The 14,997-nt window shown below is 68.6% G+C and carries 14 protein-coding genes and 1 tRNA gene; 7 read left to right on the forward strand and 8 right to left on the reverse strand.

What is annotated here, in order from left to right; translation table 11 throughout:
* The first annotated feature begins 101 nt into the window (after window positions 1–101).
* From DZG09_RS08295 to DZG09_RS08310, 4 genes are all read left to right on the forward strand, one after another.
* Window positions 102–647 (forward strand): DUF501 domain-containing protein, encoded by a 546-nt coding sequence (locus DZG09_RS08295; protein ID WP_119697121.1) that lies wholly within the window; start codon window positions 102–104, stop codon window positions 645–647.
* Complete coding sequence (locus DZG09_RS08300) at window positions 644–1,963, forward strand: S8 family serine peptidase (protein ID WP_119697122.1); 1,320 nt, start codon at window positions 644–646, stop codon at window positions 1,961–1,963. Before DZG09_RS08295 ends, DZG09_RS08300 begins: the two co-directional genes overlap by 4 nt.
* Window positions 1,964–1,978: 15 nt before the next feature.
* A complete protein-coding gene (locus tag DZG09_RS08305) occupies window positions 1,979–3,433 on the forward strand; it encodes an NAD(P)/FAD-dependent oxidoreductase (protein ID WP_119697123.1) in 1,455 nt (484 codons plus the stop codon).
* A gap of 64 nt (window positions 3,434–3,497) precedes the next feature.
* Window positions 3,498–3,571 (forward strand) — tRNA-Leu (locus tag DZG09_RS08310).
* 60 nt (window positions 3,572–3,631) lie between these two features.
* Here DZG09_RS08310 and DZG09_RS08315 read toward each other — a convergent pair.
* Window positions 3,632–4,270, reverse strand: coding sequence for a GyrI-like domain-containing protein (locus DZG09_RS08315; RefSeq protein WP_119697124.1), 639 nt, complete (start codon window positions 4,268–4,270; stop codon window positions 3,632–3,634).
* Window positions 4,271–4,310: 40 nt separating this feature from the next.
* Here DZG09_RS08315 and DZG09_RS08320 point away from each other — a divergent pair, with 40 nt between their 5' ends.
* Window positions 4,311–5,336, forward strand: a complete 1,026-nt coding sequence (locus DZG09_RS08320; protein WP_240423773.1) for a pseudouridine synthase — start codon at window positions 4,311–4,313, stop codon at window positions 5,334–5,336.
* Window positions 5,337–5,416: 80 nt separating this feature from the next.
* On the opposite strand, the gene DZG09_RS08325 is transcribed toward DZG09_RS08320, so the two are convergent.
* Window positions 5,417–5,947, reverse strand: a complete 531-nt coding sequence (locus DZG09_RS08325; protein ID WP_119697460.1) for a GNAT family N-acetyltransferase — start codon at window positions 5,945–5,947, stop codon at window positions 5,417–5,419.
* Window positions 5,948–6,044: 97 nt separating this feature from the next.
* On the opposite strand from DZG09_RS08325, the gene DZG09_RS08330 reads away from it, so the two are divergent.
* Window positions 6,045–6,611, forward strand: coding sequence for a LemA family protein (locus tag DZG09_RS08330; protein ID WP_119697126.1), 567 nt, complete (start codon window positions 6,045–6,047; stop codon window positions 6,609–6,611).
* Between the two features lie 294 nt (window positions 6,612–6,905).
* On the opposite strand, the gene DZG09_RS08335 is transcribed toward DZG09_RS08330, so the two are convergent.
* Window positions 6,906–7,475, reverse strand: coding sequence for a helix-turn-helix domain-containing protein (locus tag DZG09_RS08335; protein ID WP_119697127.1), 570 nt, complete (start codon window positions 7,473–7,475; stop codon window positions 6,906–6,908).
* Between the two features lie 95 nt (window positions 7,476–7,570).
* Between DZG09_RS08335 and DZG09_RS08340 the strand changes: the two genes are divergently transcribed.
* Window positions 7,571–8,953 carry an MFS transporter gene (locus DZG09_RS08340; protein ID WP_119697128.1) on the forward strand — a complete coding sequence of 461 codons (1,383 nt, stop codon included), beginning with the start codon at window positions 7,571–7,573 and terminating at the stop codon, window positions 8,951–8,953.
* A gap of 160 nt (window positions 8,954–9,113) precedes the next feature.
* Here the strand turns inward: DZG09_RS08340 and DZG09_RS08345 are convergent, their stop codons facing one another.
* The 5 genes from DZG09_RS08345 to DZG09_RS08365 all read right to left on the reverse strand — a co-directional run bounded on the left by DZG09_RS08345 (window position 9,114) and on the right by DZG09_RS08365 (window position 14,996).
* Window positions 9,114–11,660 (reverse strand): metallophosphoesterase, encoded by a 2,547-nt coding sequence (locus DZG09_RS08345; RefSeq protein ID WP_162893236.1) that lies wholly within the window; start codon window positions 11,658–11,660, stop codon window positions 9,114–9,116.
* 56 nt (window positions 11,661–11,716) lie between these two features.
* On the reverse strand, window positions 11,717–12,328 hold the full coding sequence (locus tag DZG09_RS08350; RefSeq protein ID WP_119697130.1) for a hypothetical protein: 612 nt from the start codon (window positions 12,326–12,328) through the stop codon (window positions 11,717–11,719).
* A gap of 212 nt (window positions 12,329–12,540) precedes the next feature.
* Window positions 12,541–13,317 (reverse strand): SDR family NAD(P)-dependent oxidoreductase, encoded by a 777-nt coding sequence (locus DZG09_RS08355; RefSeq protein WP_119697131.1) that lies wholly within the window; start codon window positions 13,315–13,317, stop codon window positions 12,541–12,543.
* Window positions 13,317–13,787: an S-ribosylhomocysteine lyase gene (locus DZG09_RS08360; RefSeq protein ID WP_119697132.1), complete on the reverse strand. Its 471-nt coding sequence runs from the start codon at window positions 13,785–13,787 to the stop codon at window positions 13,317–13,319. Before DZG09_RS08360 ends, DZG09_RS08355 begins: the two co-directional genes overlap by 1 nt.
* A gap of 54 nt (window positions 13,788–13,841) precedes the next feature.
* Window positions 13,842–14,996 carry an aminotransferase class I/II-fold pyridoxal phosphate-dependent enzyme gene (locus DZG09_RS08365; RefSeq protein WP_119697133.1) on the reverse strand — a complete coding sequence of 385 codons (1,155 nt, stop codon included), beginning with the start codon at window positions 14,994–14,996 and terminating at the stop codon, window positions 13,842–13,844.
* Between the last annotated feature and the right edge of the window lies 1 nt (window position 14,997).

The raw sequence follows: 14,997 nt of genomic DNA on the forward strand, positions 1-14,997 counted from the left end.
GACCTCTTGTCGTCTGGTCGCTGCGACGTCGAGATGCGGCGGCCGACCGGCGGCTTCTGTGGTTCGAGTCGTTTGTCAGCCGGTCTCGATACCCTGGACGCGTGACGACTCCGCCCTTCGCTCCAGCAACGGCCGCCGACATCCGGGTCGTGTCCGAGCAGCTCGGGCGCGAGGCCCGCGGAGTCGTCGGGATCTCCGCGCGCTGCGTCTGCGGCAATCCGACTGTCGTGTCGACCGCACCGCGACTCGAGAACGGCTCGCCGTTCCCGACCTTCTACTATCTGACCCACCCGGCGGCCACCGCTGAGATGTCCCGGCTCGAGGCCGGTCAGGTCATGGTCGAGATGAACCGGCGCCTCGCCGAGGACGACGAGGCGAGGGAGCAGTACACCGCGGCGCACGAGGCGTTCTTGGCCGACCGCGCGCAGTTCGGGGAGGTCTCGGAGATCGACGGCATCTCCGCCGGCGGGATGCCGACGCGAGTGAAGTGCCTGCACGCTCTCGCCGGTCACGCGCTCGCAGCGGGTCGGGGTGTGAACCCGTTCGGCGACGAAGCGCTGCGCCGCTCCGCATGGTCACCCGAGCGCTGCGAGTGCGTCGACCCCGGTGCCGCGCTGCGCGATGAAACCGCGGGAGCCGCCGGATGATCGCCGGCGCTGTCAGGCGTGCGAGCGCGGTGATCGCGGGTACGATCGCCGCCGTCGTGCTGCTCAGCGGTGCAGCGGTGGCGGAGGATCACAAGGACGAGGACGAAGAGCCGAAGGAAGATCCGATCAGGGCAGCCGAGTACTGGCTCGACGAGTACGGCATCAGCGATGCATGGGAGACCACGCGCGGCGAGGGTACGACGATCGCCGTCATCGACACCGGCATCGGCACCGGCGCGGAGGAGGTCGACACTGCGGTCTCGGCCGGAACAGACGTGTCGGGAAGCGGTTCGGATGACGGTCGCACGCCGGTCGGAGTGCTCAATCGCAACCACGGCACGCTCGTCGGTTCGATCGCGGCGGCCCGCGGCACGGGCGAGGATGAAGGCTTCATCGGTGTCGCACCGGAGGCTGATCTCCTGTCCATCTCGGTCGGGTTCGAGGCATCCGTCGCCGTTCCCTTCGTCGACCAGGTGCCGGAGGCGATCCGGTGGGCCGTCGACAACGGCGCAGACGTGATCAATCTCTCGTGGACGACCAATACGCTCAGCTGGGACGAGTCGTGGGACGACGCATTCCTGTACGCCTTCGACCACGACGCGGTCGTCGTGGTCGCGGCGGGCAACCGCAGCAGCGGCACGGAATCCGTCGGCGCGCCGGCGACGATTCCCGGCGTGCTGGTCGTCGGCGGCGTCGACCGCGAAGGCGACATCAGCAAAGACGCCTCGACACAGGGCATCACGATCGGCGTCACGGGCCCCAGCGAGGAGCTGCTGGGCCTCGCTCCGGATGGCACGCTGATGCAGTGGGAGGGCACGAGCGGCGCGGCACCGATCGTGGCGGGCATCGCCGCCCTGGTGCGCTCGGCGCATCCGGAACTCGATGCGGACAACGTCATCAACCGGATCGTGAAGACCACCAGCAGCGTCGACGGCGTCGACCTGCCCGATGCGGACTACGGCTACGGCATCGTCGATGCCGAACGTGCTGTGGAGAGCGATGTGCCGATCGTCGCGGAGAACCCGGTCGCAGAGACGACCCTCGAGGAATGGATCCGGCTCCATCGCCGCGCCGACTCCGATGCGCAGACGCAGCCGGAAGTCGGCGACGTCGAGCTGCCCGCGCTGCCGCCTGCTGAGCCACCGACGGAGGCCGGATCGCCGTGGCTGCCCACGCCGGAATCGCTGCGCGAGGGGACGCTGCCGATCGTCGCGCTCAGCGGCGCTGGTATCCTGATTGCGCTCGGCCTCGTTGCTGTCGTCCGACGCACTCGCTCTGCGCGCTCTGAGAGCCGCACGCCCAGCACATCCGATTGAAGGAGTTCCTCACTCGTGCCCAAGATTCTTATCGTCGGCGGCGGTTACGCCGGCTTCTACACCGCGTGGAAGCTCGAGAAGCACCTGCGCAAGGGCGAGGCGGAGATCGTCGTAGTCGACCCGCTGCCGTACCTGACCTACCTTCCCTTCCTGCCGGAGGTCGCGGCCGGATCGATCGAGCCCCGCCACACGGTCGTCTCGCACCGACGCCACCTCAAGCGCACGAAGGTGATCAACGCGAAGGTCACCGGCATCGACCACGCCAACAAGGTCGCCACGATCGCACCGAACGGCGGCGAGGAGTACGACTTCGAGTACGACCACGTCGTCGTCACCGCTGGATCGGTCTCGCGCACGTTCCCGATCCCGGGCATCGCGGACAACGCGATCGGGCTGAAGTCGGTCGAGGAAGCGATCGCCGTGCGTGATCGCCTGATCGCGAACTTCGAGCAGGCGGCGTCGCTCCCCAAGGACAGCGAGCTGCGCAAGCGGCTGCTGACCGTCGTCGTCGTCGGAGGCGGGTTCGCTGGGATCGAGACGTTCGGGGAACTGCGTTCTGCGGCCTCGGCGCTGCTCAACAAGTTCCCGGAGATCACGTTCGAGGAGACTCAGTTCCACCTCATCGAGGCGATGGGACGGATCATGCCCGAGGTGTCGCTTCCGACGAGCGAGTGGGTGCTGAAGGATCTCGCCAAGCGCGGCGCCTACGTGCACCTCGACACCCAGGTCGCCGACGCGACCGACGGCGTCGTGAAGACGAACACGGGAGAGGAATACCCCAGCGACCTCATCATCTGGACCGCAGGCGTGATGGCGAACCCGCAGGTCGTGGGCGGCAGCGACCTGCCCCGCGAGCCGCGCGGTCGCATCACGACGCAGGCCGACCTGCGCGTGATCGACGCTGACGGCGGCCTCATCGAGGGCGCTTGGGCGGCCGGTGACGTGGCGGCCGTGCCGGACAAGACCGGCGGTCTGCCCGACGGCACCTGCGTGCCGAACGCCCAGCATGCCGTGCGTCAGGCCAAACGCCTCGCGAAGAACCTCGTCGCCGTGCTGCGCGGCGAAGACACCGTCGACTACTTCCACAAGAACCTCGGTGCGGTCGCGGGCCTCGGCCTCGGCACCGGTGTGTTCCAGTCGGGCAAGTTCGCGCTGAAGGGCTTCCTCGCCTGGGTGGCGCACCGCGGCTACCACGGCCTGGCGATGCCCACGTGGGAGCGCAAGTGGCGCGTGCTGTGGGGCTGGTGGCACAACCTCTTCCTGGGGCGCGACCAGGTGCAGCTGCAGACGTCGCAGAACCCGCGCGGGTTCTTCGAGGAGTTCGCCTCGCGGCCCAAGCCCAAGGTCGAGGAGCCGAAGCCGGCACCGGTCGAGCCGAAGCCCGAGCCGGAGGCCGAGAAGGTCGAGTCATCTCCGGCGGAGCCGGACGCTGAGAACGTCGACGCTGAGAAGGCCGAAGCAGCGCAGTAGCGCTCGTTTCATCCGCCGAGGGCGCCCCACCCGATACCGTGGTGGGGCGCCCTCGGCGCATCCCCCCCCCATAGCCCAACCGGCAGAGGCAGCCGACTTAAAATCGGCACAGTGTGGGTTCGAATCCCACTGGGGGGACGAATCGGGCCCACAATCGCGCAGGCGTAAGCGGCCCCATCGGGGCGTAGAGCGAGGGCGTCAGATGCGCGTCACCGGCTGCCGGAGCAGTGTGCGCATCCGGTCGGGCGCGACCCGGCGAACGTCGCTGAAGTACACCTCATGGTGGGCTCCGCTCATCCGGAGCCCGTTCGCGGGAATGAACTCGTCGTGCATGCGCGCCAGGACCGGCCCTTCGTCATCGAAGGAGCCGACGTGAAGGGTCTGCACGCAGGTTCCCTCGGACAGCGTCTCGATGCGGATCCTATGCAGGCGTGCCGGAGGGTCGCTGCGCCCGACGAGTTCCACGGCTGCGTCGACCATCTCAGAGTCGATCCAGTCGGGAATCATCAGCATCATGGTCCAATGCCACCGGCTCTTGTCGCGAGCGGTCGTGAACGCACTCATGTCGTCAGCCCACCACAGCCCTTCCAGGGGCGGCACGACATAGTCTCGTCCATCCGACTTGCTGGCGAACTTCAGTCTGTAGGCGACCGGATAGAGCGCTGCGAGGGCATCGGCATACTCCGGCGACGAGTTGGGGTCGCCGTGACCGTCGATCGCCAGGTACCGCAAGTCGGGCACTTCGACCAGGCGGAAAGCCTCGCGCGGCGCACTGTAGGCGTCGAGCGCTTTCTTGAAGTCGATCTTGTCGGCCACGATCCGACCAGCGTAGGGCATCCGGGCGTCCGTCAGCGGGCGCCGGTAGACTCTCGTTCTCGTGAGGCTTCGGGGAGAACGGATGCTGCCGCCGCGAGACGGCATCTCCGCGGCGCGCCTGCGGGCGCCGGGCGGCCGGGAGACGCACGCCGCAGCGGGCGATGCGGTGCCAGGGACGATTCGGGAGTGGCTCGAGACCGTTGTGATCCCGCGGACGCTCGGGAGGGAAGAGGCGTTCGACGACCGGGCGTTGGAGCCGGAGTTCTTCACGAGCGACGACGGTTCGCTCACCAGCGCATTCGGCGAACGGGTATCGCTCGACGACCCCGTCGCGCCGGGCGGCTTCTACTTCTTCCACAAGCCGTACCCGCCGGAGACTCGCGTACCGTTCGAGGTCGGCATCCGACACGAGGACGCCGACCTGCTCGTCGTCGACAAGCCGCACTTCCTCGCTTCGACGCCGAACGGCCGGTTCGTGCGCGAGAGCGTCGTGACGCGGCTGCGGGCGGAGCGCGGCGAGGACGATATCGTCGCGATCCACCGGCTCGACCGCGTCACCGCGGGGCTGCTCGTGCTCTCCCGGCGTCCGGCGACGCGGGGCCGGTACCAGGTGCTGTTCCAGGAACGCCGGATACGCAAGACGTATCGGGCGCTGGCATGGCTGCCGGACGGGTGGCGCCCAGACGATCCGCTCCCGCTGGGGCTCGAGCCGGGTGGCCCGGTGGTCGACATTCGGAGCAGGCTCTATAAGGCCGATGGCGTGCGCGCCGTGAGCGAAGTGCCGGGGGAGCCGAACGCGCACACCTCGGTGCGGCTGGACAGCATCGGCGAGCACGCTGGCCGCGCGATCGGCGAGTTCACACTCACACCGCACACCGGCAAGACGCATCAGCTCCGCGTGCATATGAACGCGCTCGGCATGCCGCTGCTGGGCGACCCCGTCTACCCGATCGACCTGGGCCCCGACCGCTATGACTTCTCGCACGCCCTGCAGCTGCTCGCGGACCACCTCGAGTTCGACGACCCCATCACGGGGGAACCGCGTGCCTTCACCTCGGCGCTCTCCCTTGACGCCGCCGCGTCCTGAGCGGGTTCTTCTTCATTTCTGGCACATCTCCGGGGGTGCACAGCATCCGAAATGTGCCAGAGATGAAGAGATAGTGCGGGTCAGAGGGATTTGCGCAGCTCCTCGAAGGCGAGGTCGTCCCGGCGGGGGACGCCGAAGCGCTCGTCGCCGTAGGGGAACGGACTGATGACGCCGGTGCGGTGGTAGCCGCGGCGCTCGTACCAGGCGATGAGGTCCCCGCGGGCGGTGATCACGGTCATCCGGATCTCGGGGCGCCCCCAGGCGGCGGCGACGCGCTCGGCCTCGGCGAGCAGTGCGCGGCCGATGCCGCCGGACTGCGCGTCGGGGGAGACGGCGAACATGCCGAAATATGCGTGGTCGCCGCGGTTCTCGAGGTGGCAGCAGGCGAGTGCGGCGTCACTGCGGCATGCGAGCATGACGCGCGAGACATCCGGATCTCCCGATACGAGCGGGGCGACCTCGCGGGCATCTGTGCGCTGGCCATCGAGCAGATCGGCCTCGGTCGTCCATCCTGCGCGGCTCGCGTCGCCCCGGTACGCCGATTGCACGAGACCGACGATCCGGTCCACGTCCGTGAGGGCGGCTGTGCGGAAGATCAGCTCGTCAGTCACACTGACACAGTACCGGGCGATGACGAGGGGAAGATCTTCACGGTTCGCACCCTGCTTGTGCTCGTACACTGGGAGCAGCAATCGAGGGGGTTTTCACATGGAGTGGCTCATTCCGGTCGGGATCGTCGTTGTCCTGCTCGTCGTCGTCGGCATCTATCTGTGGGCGACGTACAACTCGCTCGTGCAGCTCGGCGTTCGTGTCGATGAGGCGTGGAGCGACATCACGGTGCAGCTCAAGCGCCGTGCCGATCTCGTCCCGAACCTGATCGAGACGGTCAAGGGCTACGCTTCCCATGAGAAGGCCGTGTTCGAGAACGTCACGCGTGCGCGGGCGGAGACTCTGCAGGCGGCATCGCCGCGCTCAGCCGGGGCCGCGGAGGGGCACCTGGAGCAGGCGCTGAAGAGCCTGTTCGCCGTCGCCGAAGCGTATCCGCAGCTGCAGGCGAGCCAGAACTACCTCGAGCTGCAGAAGGATCTCGTCGACACGGAGGACAAGATCCAGGCGTCGCGCCGGTTCTACAACGGCGGCGTGCGGGACCTGAACACGAAGATCAAGGTGTTCCCCAACAACATGTTCGCCCGTGGGCTCGGTTTCACCGAACGCGAGTTCTTCGAGGTCATCGACGGCGCGGCTATCTCGGAGCCGCCCCGCGTGCAGTTCTGACGGGCACCGATCGCGAGAGCCGCTTCCTCGGCACAAGAGCGTCGAGTCGAGGAGCTGGCCGCGGATGAGGACGTCGTGCTCGCGCTGATCGGCGACCGCGCGCAGAGCGGCGGCGCGGACGGCCATCCGCACGAGGTGCAGCCGTACCGCTTCGCGTCGCAGGGGCGCTTGAGGGCTGCCAGGCGGATCACTGTCGTTCGGAGCGCGTCCCATAGCGGGACCGGGCGATCACAGTGCGACGGAGCGGAGCTGTTCTCGGTTCGAGTTCGCTTCCTCTTAGTCCGCGCTGCCGCCCTAAGACACGGCGACGGGTGGGGCGATCCGGTCTCCGTGCGGGCCGAAGAAGTGCAGGATCTCGACCGCGAGGTCGTCGGCAGGCCCGAACCAGTGCGGGGTCGCCGCGTCGAACTCGGCCGACTCACCGGGCCCCAGCCGGATGTCGTCGTCGCCCAGCAGCAGGCGGAGGTCGCCGGCGAGCACATAGAGCCACGCATGGCCCTCGTGCGTCTTCATGAGCGGTTTGCGCGGCCCCAGCACGTGCTTGAAGATCTGAACCCGACTGGGGCGGCGCGTCAGCGGGACGATCACGCCCGATCCGCCGATGCGGTGCGGTTGGAGGTGCGCACGCGGATCGCCCGTGGCAGGCGCCCCGACGAGGCGGTCGAGCGCGACGGAGTACACCCTCGCGAGGGGGAGGAGCGCGTCGAGCGTGGCCCGGCGCCGGCCAGTCTCGAGGCGTGAGAGCAGGCTGAGCGACAGGCCGGAGCGCTCGGCGACCTCGGCGAGCGTCCAACCGCGGGAGCGCCGGATGCCGCGAAGGCGCGGCCCGATCGCGTCGATGATGCCGTCGAGGTCGTCTGCCATGCACCCAGTTTGCAGGATCTGCAAACCAGCTCGGCCTGACGGCTCCGTCCCAGGAGAATCGACGGTGCAGCTTTCGGCACGAAGGGACTCACCGCATGACACAGATCGCCTCCGTCGATCCGCCGATACTGAGCACTCGTCGTCGCTGGACCGTCCTCGTCGTCTGTGCCATGGCGCTGTTCCTCGTGGGCCTGGATACGACGATCGTGACGACCAGCCTCCCGGCGATCGCCGAGGGCACCGGCGCGGGTGCCGGGGGTCTTGCCTGGGTGGCCGACGCCTACACGATCCCGTTCGCCAGCCTGCTCATCACGGCGGGTGCCCTCGCCGACCGCTTCGGCCGGCGGCGCGTGTTCCGGATCGGTCTGGTCGTCTTCGCGCTCGCCTCCGTCGCCTGCGCCGCGGCGCCGTCACTCGAACTCCTCATCGCGGCACGGGCACTGCAGGGAGTCGGGGCGTCGATGCTGTCGCCGGTCGCTCTGGCCATCGTCGTGAATGCGATGCGGGATCCGCGCGAGCGCGCGCTCGCGATCGGTGTGTGGGGAGCGATGTTCGGGGTGAGCATGGCTGCGGGGCCCGTGACGGGCGGGGCGCTTGTAGCGGCGCTCGACTGGCGTGCGGTGTTCTGGGTGAACGTTCCGATCGTCGCCGTGGTGCTCCTCGCCGTCGCAGTCGTCGTGCCGGAGTCCCGCGGCTCGGTCGCTCGACGCCTGGACGCTCCAGGCCAGCTGCTGCTGGTCGTGCTGTTGGCGGTGAGCGTGAGCGTGATCATCGAGGGGCCGCACATCGGTTGGGGAGCACCGTGGTCACTGACCGCCTACGGAATCGCGCTCGCCGTGGGGACGACGTTCGTGATCGTCGAACGACGCCGCGCCGCGCCGCTCATCGATCCCGCGCTGTTCCGTGTGCCGACGTTCGCCGGTGCGATCGCCGGGGCCGTCGCGGTCTTCGTCGCCTTCAGCGCGACGCTCGTGATCACGACGTTCCTGTTGCAGGAGATCGAGGGATGGCCTCCGGTCGCGGCAGGCGCGGCCACGCTCGCGATGGCGGTGCCGGCCGCGCTGTTCGCACCGGTGTCCGGTGCGCTCGTCGGCAGGGTCGGTCCGCGCATTCCTCTGCTCATTGCGGGCGTGGGGCTTCTCGCGGGCGGATGGATGCTGTTCCGGGTGATCGGCGGCATGCACTTCTGGCAGCTGGTCGTCGCGTACCTGCTGGTCGGCATCGGCATCGGATTCGCGAACGCTCCGATCACTAACACGGCCGTCGCAGGGCTTCCTGTCTCGCGCGCCGGCGTCGCCGGAGGCATGGCCTCGACGGCGCGTCAGATCGGCGTGGCGGTGGGGGTAGCGCTGGCGACGAGCCTGCTTGCGGGCCCCGGCCCGAGTAGCGCGGAGTTCGCCGCGGCGGCCGTGCCAGTGGTCGTGGTGATCGTCGTGTGCGGTGCTGTTGTGCTTGGCGTGGCCGCCATTCGGCGGTGACGGCGATTCGCAATGGCCGTGCGTCGCTCGCGAGATGCGCACTTCTTCGACAGCCGGGCGTCAAAACCGGCGCATCTCGGCGATATGTGCGCATCTCGGCAGCCTTCGTACGGGGGAGCGGTGGTGCGGCGTCCGAAGCGGACACCGCACCACCGCTGTGTCAGGACTGGTCGGCGCGGCGGCGCAGGCGCAGGACGGCGCCGACGCCGAGGGCGATCAGACCGGATGCGAGCACGAGCCAGACCAGCGGCGTCAGGCCGGTTGCCGGCAGCATGTCGCCGTCGGTCGCGGCGGTGTCGTCGTCCGTGGTCGCGCCGTCCGTCGCTGTGCCTCCGTCCGAGACCCCGTCGCCGGATGTGCCTCCGTCTGTCGCATCGGTCGAACCGTCGGCGCTCCCGTCAGACGCGCCGTCCGTTCCGCCGTCGGTGCCGTCAGAGGAACCGTCCGCCTCGATCGCGAACTCCAGTGCGACTGCGGCGCCGTCACGAGTGCCGATGCTCGGCACCACCGACAGCTCGTACGCTCCGGCCTCCGCGATGGCGGAGTCGAGCTGCAGGCTCCACGTGCCGTCGTCGGACACGGTCGTCGCCCCGAGAACGCTTTCGCGCGATGCGTCGGACGTCGAGACGGCCGCTGCTGCACCGGTTGCGGCACTGTCGGCGACGCGCACGTCGGTTCCGGGTCGTCCGGTGCCCTCGAGCTCGGTCAGCTGAGCACCGGCTGGCAGGTCGCCCGTCGGCGCGTCGACGACGGAGAAGTCGCCGTCGATGTCGACCCGGTTGTACAGGAACTGGCTCGGGTCGACGGCGTGGTCGACGATGCGGGTCTCGCCCACGCATCCGTTCCACCCGTTGGAGGCCTCGTCATAGTTGAACACCGTGCCGATCACCCACGGGTAGCCCGGAGCGAACGTCATGCCGTCGAGGTCGGTGGCGTTGCGCAGCACGGGCACGCCGTCGACGTACATCGTGGTGGTGTGCGCGTCGGGGTCGTTCACGGCGGCCACGTGGTACCACGTGCCCGTCATGATCTCGCCGGACCAGAGGGAACCGGTGTTGGCCCACGGGGTGCCGTTCGTCGTCGCCCACTGGAACTCTCTGAGATTCGACACCGAGAAGAACGCGGGGCCCATTTCGTAGTCGTATCGCTCCGGCGTAACCGGAAGAGCCGAACGGCGCCCGGTGCGGGAGAACCAACCGCCCCACTGGTTGTCCTCGACGGTCCAGTCGTCTGCGAGGTAGACGAACGATTCGATCGTGTACCCCTCGTCGAAGGAGGCGTGGGTCACCGGAGTCTCGTACTCCGTGGTGAGGTAGTTCAGCTTGCCCGTGTTCCGTGAGCTGTCGGCGAAGCAGACGGCTCCGGCATCCGCCGAGAGGTTCGAAGCGTCGCTGTGCGTGATCGTGACGTCCTCGACCTCGGCCGGCGCGTTGATCTGGTCGACCGGAAGCCGGTACATCGGGTTGTCGCCGGTCTCGTCGGTGATCTCCGCGTTCTCCGGGAGCACGCCCTCGTCCTGGTCGCCGAAGCGCCAGTGCGCGAGTGTTCCCGGAACCTCGACGTAGTCGCCGCGGCTGCCTGCAACGGCCGCTTCGGTGCCGCCGTCGCCGCCGTCCCAGCCTTCGCTGACGATCTCCTTCGCCCGCTCGGAGAGGTCGCCGTAGGCGCCGTCACCGGGACCGAAATCAGGGGAGAAGGAGAACCGCTCGGAGAAGTCGATCTCGAGCGAGAAGTCGGCTTCCGGCGTCGACACGACGGGGGTGTCGGACGGGGTGAGCGTCTCTGGATCCTTCTGAGTCACCCAGGGCGAGACGGTCGCGAAGTCGATGCGGTCGTTCTCGAGGTCGAACTCCATCATTCCCATGATCCCGTTGCCGCCGTCCGCGGCCATCTGGGAGTCGAGCAGGATCTGGTGCACGTCATGCCCCGCGTCGTTGGTCACGACGCGGCGGGTCTGCCCGTGGGAGTGGCCGTTGAGCGTGACGAAGATCTGGTCGTTCGACCGGATGAGGTTCTCCCACATCTCCTGGCCGAATGCCGTGTCCGCCGCTTCGCCCGTCTCCTTGTCGATGTCGATGATCGAGTGCGAGGTGAGGACCGTCGGAAGCGTCGGGTTCGCATCGAGCACCGACTGCGCCCAGTCCCAGGTGCCGGGCTCGGCGTTCCAGCCGATTGCGAGCACGAGGAACTCCTGCCCCTCAGCGGTGAACACGTGCGCATTCGAGTAGCCGTTCTGATGCGACGACACGAGCGTGTCGCTCGAGAGCCGGTCGGCGGAGAAGTGCGACAGGTAGTTCTGCGCGTTTCCCTCTGAGCTGCGCGCGTTCCAATCGGAGACGTCGTGATTGCCCGGCAGCACCGAGTAGTCCATGCCTGCCTCGTCGAGCACGCTCATCGCGCGGTCACCGGCGTCCCATTCGCCTGACACCCATTCCTGGTCGACCACGTCGCCGAGATGGGTCGTGAACCGGACGTTCAGCTCGTCTGCGTTGTCGGCGAGCCAGTTCGTCTGGACCTCGAACGGATCGGTCCCGTACCGGGGGAAGAACTGATCGGCCGAGTACCGCGAGTAGAACTGCGTGTCGGGCAGCACCGCGAGGGTGAAGCGCGATGCGGTGTCCTCGGCGGCCTCGGCCTCTGGTGCTGTGATGGGCACGGCGAGCGCACCGGCGGTCACCGCCGCGCCGACGACCGCGGTCAGCCGCACCGCGGCGGATCGGCGCGGGGAACGGGAAGAGGCCGGTGTGCTGTATCGCTGCGCGTTCACTGCTCCGGCCCCCAGACCTCGAGCTCGGCGAGTCGCATCCAGGAGGAGTCCGACTTGTTCTCGAAGACAGCGCGGAACCCGGTTGCCGTGACGACATCGAACTCCGCCGTGAGCGCGAGCCGGTCATCCTCGTTCGTCAGCGTTCCGACCGAGGTGTCCTCCCATCCGCCGCGCATGTTCCGCCACTGGAAAGTGACCGCTCCGACGTTGTCCGCCTCGACCGGCTCGTAGAGCGCGGCGCCGTCGACCGGTGTCGGGCGCTCGAAGTAGTAGGCCACCCAGTTCGGGTCGACTCGGTTCTCTGCGCCGCCGGAGCGCCAGTCGTCGAAGCCCTCGACATCGCGGTCGCCGTCGGTGAGACCTGACATGTCTTCCGATCCGGAGAGGCGCCACGAGCGCGTGTTCGTGGTCTGGAGCACGTTCACACCGCTCAGCTCCGCAGCGCTTTCGAGCTGCTCGGTCTGCGCGTCTTCGGCGATGGTCGCGTCGTCAGCGGGGGCGGCCGCCGCCGGTTCGCCGCCTGCCGGGTTTCCCAGTCCCACCGCCACGAGGGAGAGGCCGAATGCGGCCGCTCCCCACGCGCGAAGGGAACCAGTGGTCACAGTCATGTCGCTCCTCGGAGTTCATCGGTCGCTGTGCCGAAGCTGTGCCTGTGCACGGCAGAGCCCCGTGCGCAGGCCGGCATCGGCCGGAAGATCGCTGCGACGGCTCGGGCGCCGGACGCAGCGGTTCACAAGCTACGAGGGCCGGATGAACGTCCGAGTGTCCTGTCGGACACCTTTCGGCCACCGAGATGAACAGCGGCCGAAGAGTCGATTTCTCAGTGCATCGTCATGCCACCGGTGACGTTGATCCCCTGGCCGGTCATGTAGGAGGCGAGATCGCTGGCGAGGAAGAGGGCGACGCCCGCGACGTCTTCCGGGGTGCCCGTGCGGCCCAGCGGCACCTGCGAGGAATCCTCCGCCTCGATGTCGGCTGCGGTGAGTCCGCGCAGCTCGGCGCCCTCGACCCGCTCGCGGTGCTTCATGGCCGTCTCGATGATGCCGGGGCAGATCGCGTTGACCAGGACGCTCTTCGGTGCCAACTCGACCGCCATGGTCTTCGTCAGCCCCATCACGGCGTGCTTCGACGCGACATAGCTGGTCATCGCGCGGTACCCGTTCTTCCCCGCCTGCGAGGCGAGCAGGATGATCCGGCCAGGCCTTCCGGTCTCGACCAGCTGCTGCGCGACAGCGCGCGCCACGAGGAACGAGCCCGTCGCGTTGACATCGATCGTCTTCTGCCAGTCGGCATACGTCGCATCGACGGCGAAGTCCATCGTCGAGATGCCGGCTGCATGCACGACGGCGTCCACGGGGCCGACCTCGAGAGCGATCGCGCCGACGGCGGCAGCCACGGCGGCCTCATCGGTCACGTCGAGCCGCACCCGCCACAGGCGCTTGCCCGCGGCCTTCGGCTCGACGGGCTCGAATGCGAGGTCGGCGGAGATCACCCGTGCCCCCTGTTCGAGGAACGCGGCCGCGGTCGCGGCGCCGATTCCGCTGGCGGCTCCCGTGATCAGGACGACGCGATCGGCGAGTTCGGGGAACGATGCCATCAGACGACCCGAGAGAAGGCGTCGCGGCTGATTCCCTGCGCGACGATCTTCGCGGCCCACTCACGCGCGCCGTGCAGGCTGTGGTCGCGGTAGTTGCCGCACTCGACGGCGCTGACGCCCGGCACGTCCGCCCATGTCGCCTTCTCGGCGATGAACTGCAGCGCCGATGTCAGCGCCGAGGCCACGTCGTCGATGCTCGGCTCTCCCCACACGATGAGGTGGAACCCGGTACGGCAGCCGAACGGCGAGCAGTCGATCACCCCATCGAGGTGATCACGCAGCAGGCTCGCGAGCAGATGCTCGATGGTGTGCAGCGCACCTGTGGGGATGTCGCTCTCATTCGGCTGCGTCAGCCGCAGATCGAAGTTGCTGATGGTGTCGCCCGCCTGGCCGTGCTCGGCGGCGATGCGACGCACGTAGGGGGCGTGCACCGCGGTGTGATCGAGCGCGAAGCTCTCGACGTCTGCCATGGGTCTCTCCTCAGAACAGCGGGCCGGCATCCGGATGCGGCCCGGACGAACGGGTTACGGGGTGCGTGGGGCGGGGAAGCGCTCGATCGCCCGCAGCAGCGTCTCTTCATCATGCACGAGGCTGAGGCGCACGAAGCCGGCCCCACCTGTGCCGAAGCCGCTGCCGCTGGCGACGGCGACGCCGTGCGAGGCGAGCAGCTCCTGCGCGAACGCGATGTCGTCGTCGCCGACGCGCAGCCAGACGAAGAAAGTCCCCCTCGTGTGGCGCACGTTCCATCCGGATGACCGCAGTGCGCTCACGACGAGGTCGCGGCGGCGCCGATACACATCGACGAGTCGCCTGGCTGGGGCCTGATCGCCCGCGAGTGCGGCGGCTGCCGCATCGTGCATCGCACCGAACACCGAGCTGTACGCGGACTCCTGAAGCGCGCGCATCGCGGCGATGACCGACGGGTTCCCCACGGCGTACCCGATGCGCCATCCGGCCATGTTGTACGTCTTCGAGAGGGTCGAGATCTCGACTGTGCGCTCGAAGGAGCTGTCGACGGCCAGCGCCGACAGCGGCGGCTCGTCGAAGCCGATCGAGCCGTAGGCGAAGTCGTGCAGAAACACCGCACCGAGACGCTCCGACACGGTCAGCGCCGTCTCGAACGTGTCGGCGTCGGCGACCGCGCCCGTCGGGTTGTGCGGATAGTTCAACAGCATCGCCGCTGCGCGCTCCGCGCCCACCCTGGCCGGGTCGGGCGCGTGGCCCCGCTCTGCGTCCAACCCGATGGTCGCGAGTTCGGCGCCGGCGAGGGAGGCGGCCTCGCGGTATGCGGGGTAGCCGGGGTCGGGCACCACGAGCGTGTCGCCGGGGTTCACGAGCGCGAGCACCGCGGACATGAACCCCTCGGACGAGCCGTGGAAGACGGCGATGTCCTCGGCGGGGTCGACCTCGACGCCGTGATCGATCCGGTAGCGTGCGGCGATCGCGTCACCGAGATCGGGCAGCGCCTCGAACGGCCCATAGCGGTGATGTGCCGGGTCGGCGACGGCCCGCTGCGCCGCACGCACGATGTGATCCGGCGTCGGCAGATCCGGATTGCCCTTCGACAGATCGATCACGTCGGTGCCCGAAGCACGGGCAGAGGCGATGCGACGATCGAGGTCGGCGAAGAAGTTGCCTGGCAGGTCGGACACGCGGGTGGCGGGGGAGAATGTGGCCACG

Origin of the sequence: Microbacterium halotolerans (genome assembly GCF_003569805.1) — a bacterium.
In the GTDB taxonomy this organism is placed as follows: Bacteria; Actinomycetota; Actinomycetes; order Actinomycetales; family Microbacteriaceae; genus Microbacterium; species Microbacterium halotolerans.

Coding starts and splice junctions, on each gene's coding strand:
- DZG09_RS08300 (WP_119697122.1), top strand. CDS start 644: ATGATCGCCGGCGCTGTCAGGCGTGCGAGCGCGGTGATCGCGGGTACG.
- DZG09_RS08315 (WP_119697124.1), bottom strand. CDS start 4,270: ATGCCCTACGCTGGTCGGATCGTGGCCGACAAGATCGACTTCAAGAAA.
- DZG09_RS08330 (WP_119697126.1), top strand. CDS start 6,045: ATGGAGTGGCTCATTCCGGTCGGGATCGTCGTTGTCCTGCTCGTCGTC.
- DZG09_RS08335 (WP_119697127.1), bottom strand. CDS start 7,475: ATGGCAGACGACCTCGACGGCATCATCGACGCGATCGGGCCGCGCCTT.
- DZG09_RS08340 (WP_119697128.1), top strand. CDS start 7,571: ATGACACAGATCGCCTCCGTCGATCCGCCGATACTGAGCACTCGTCGT.
- DZG09_RS08350 (WP_119697130.1), bottom strand. CDS start 12,328: ATGACTGTGACCACTGGTTCCCTTCGCGCGTGGGGAGCGGCCGCATTC.
- DZG09_RS08355 (WP_119697131.1), bottom strand. CDS start 13,317: ATGGCATCGTTCCCCGAACTCGCCGATCGCGTCGTCCTGATCACGGGA.
- DZG09_RS08360 (WP_119697132.1), bottom strand. CDS start 13,787: ATGGCAGACGTCGAGAGCTTCGCGCTCGATCACACCGCGGTGCACGCC.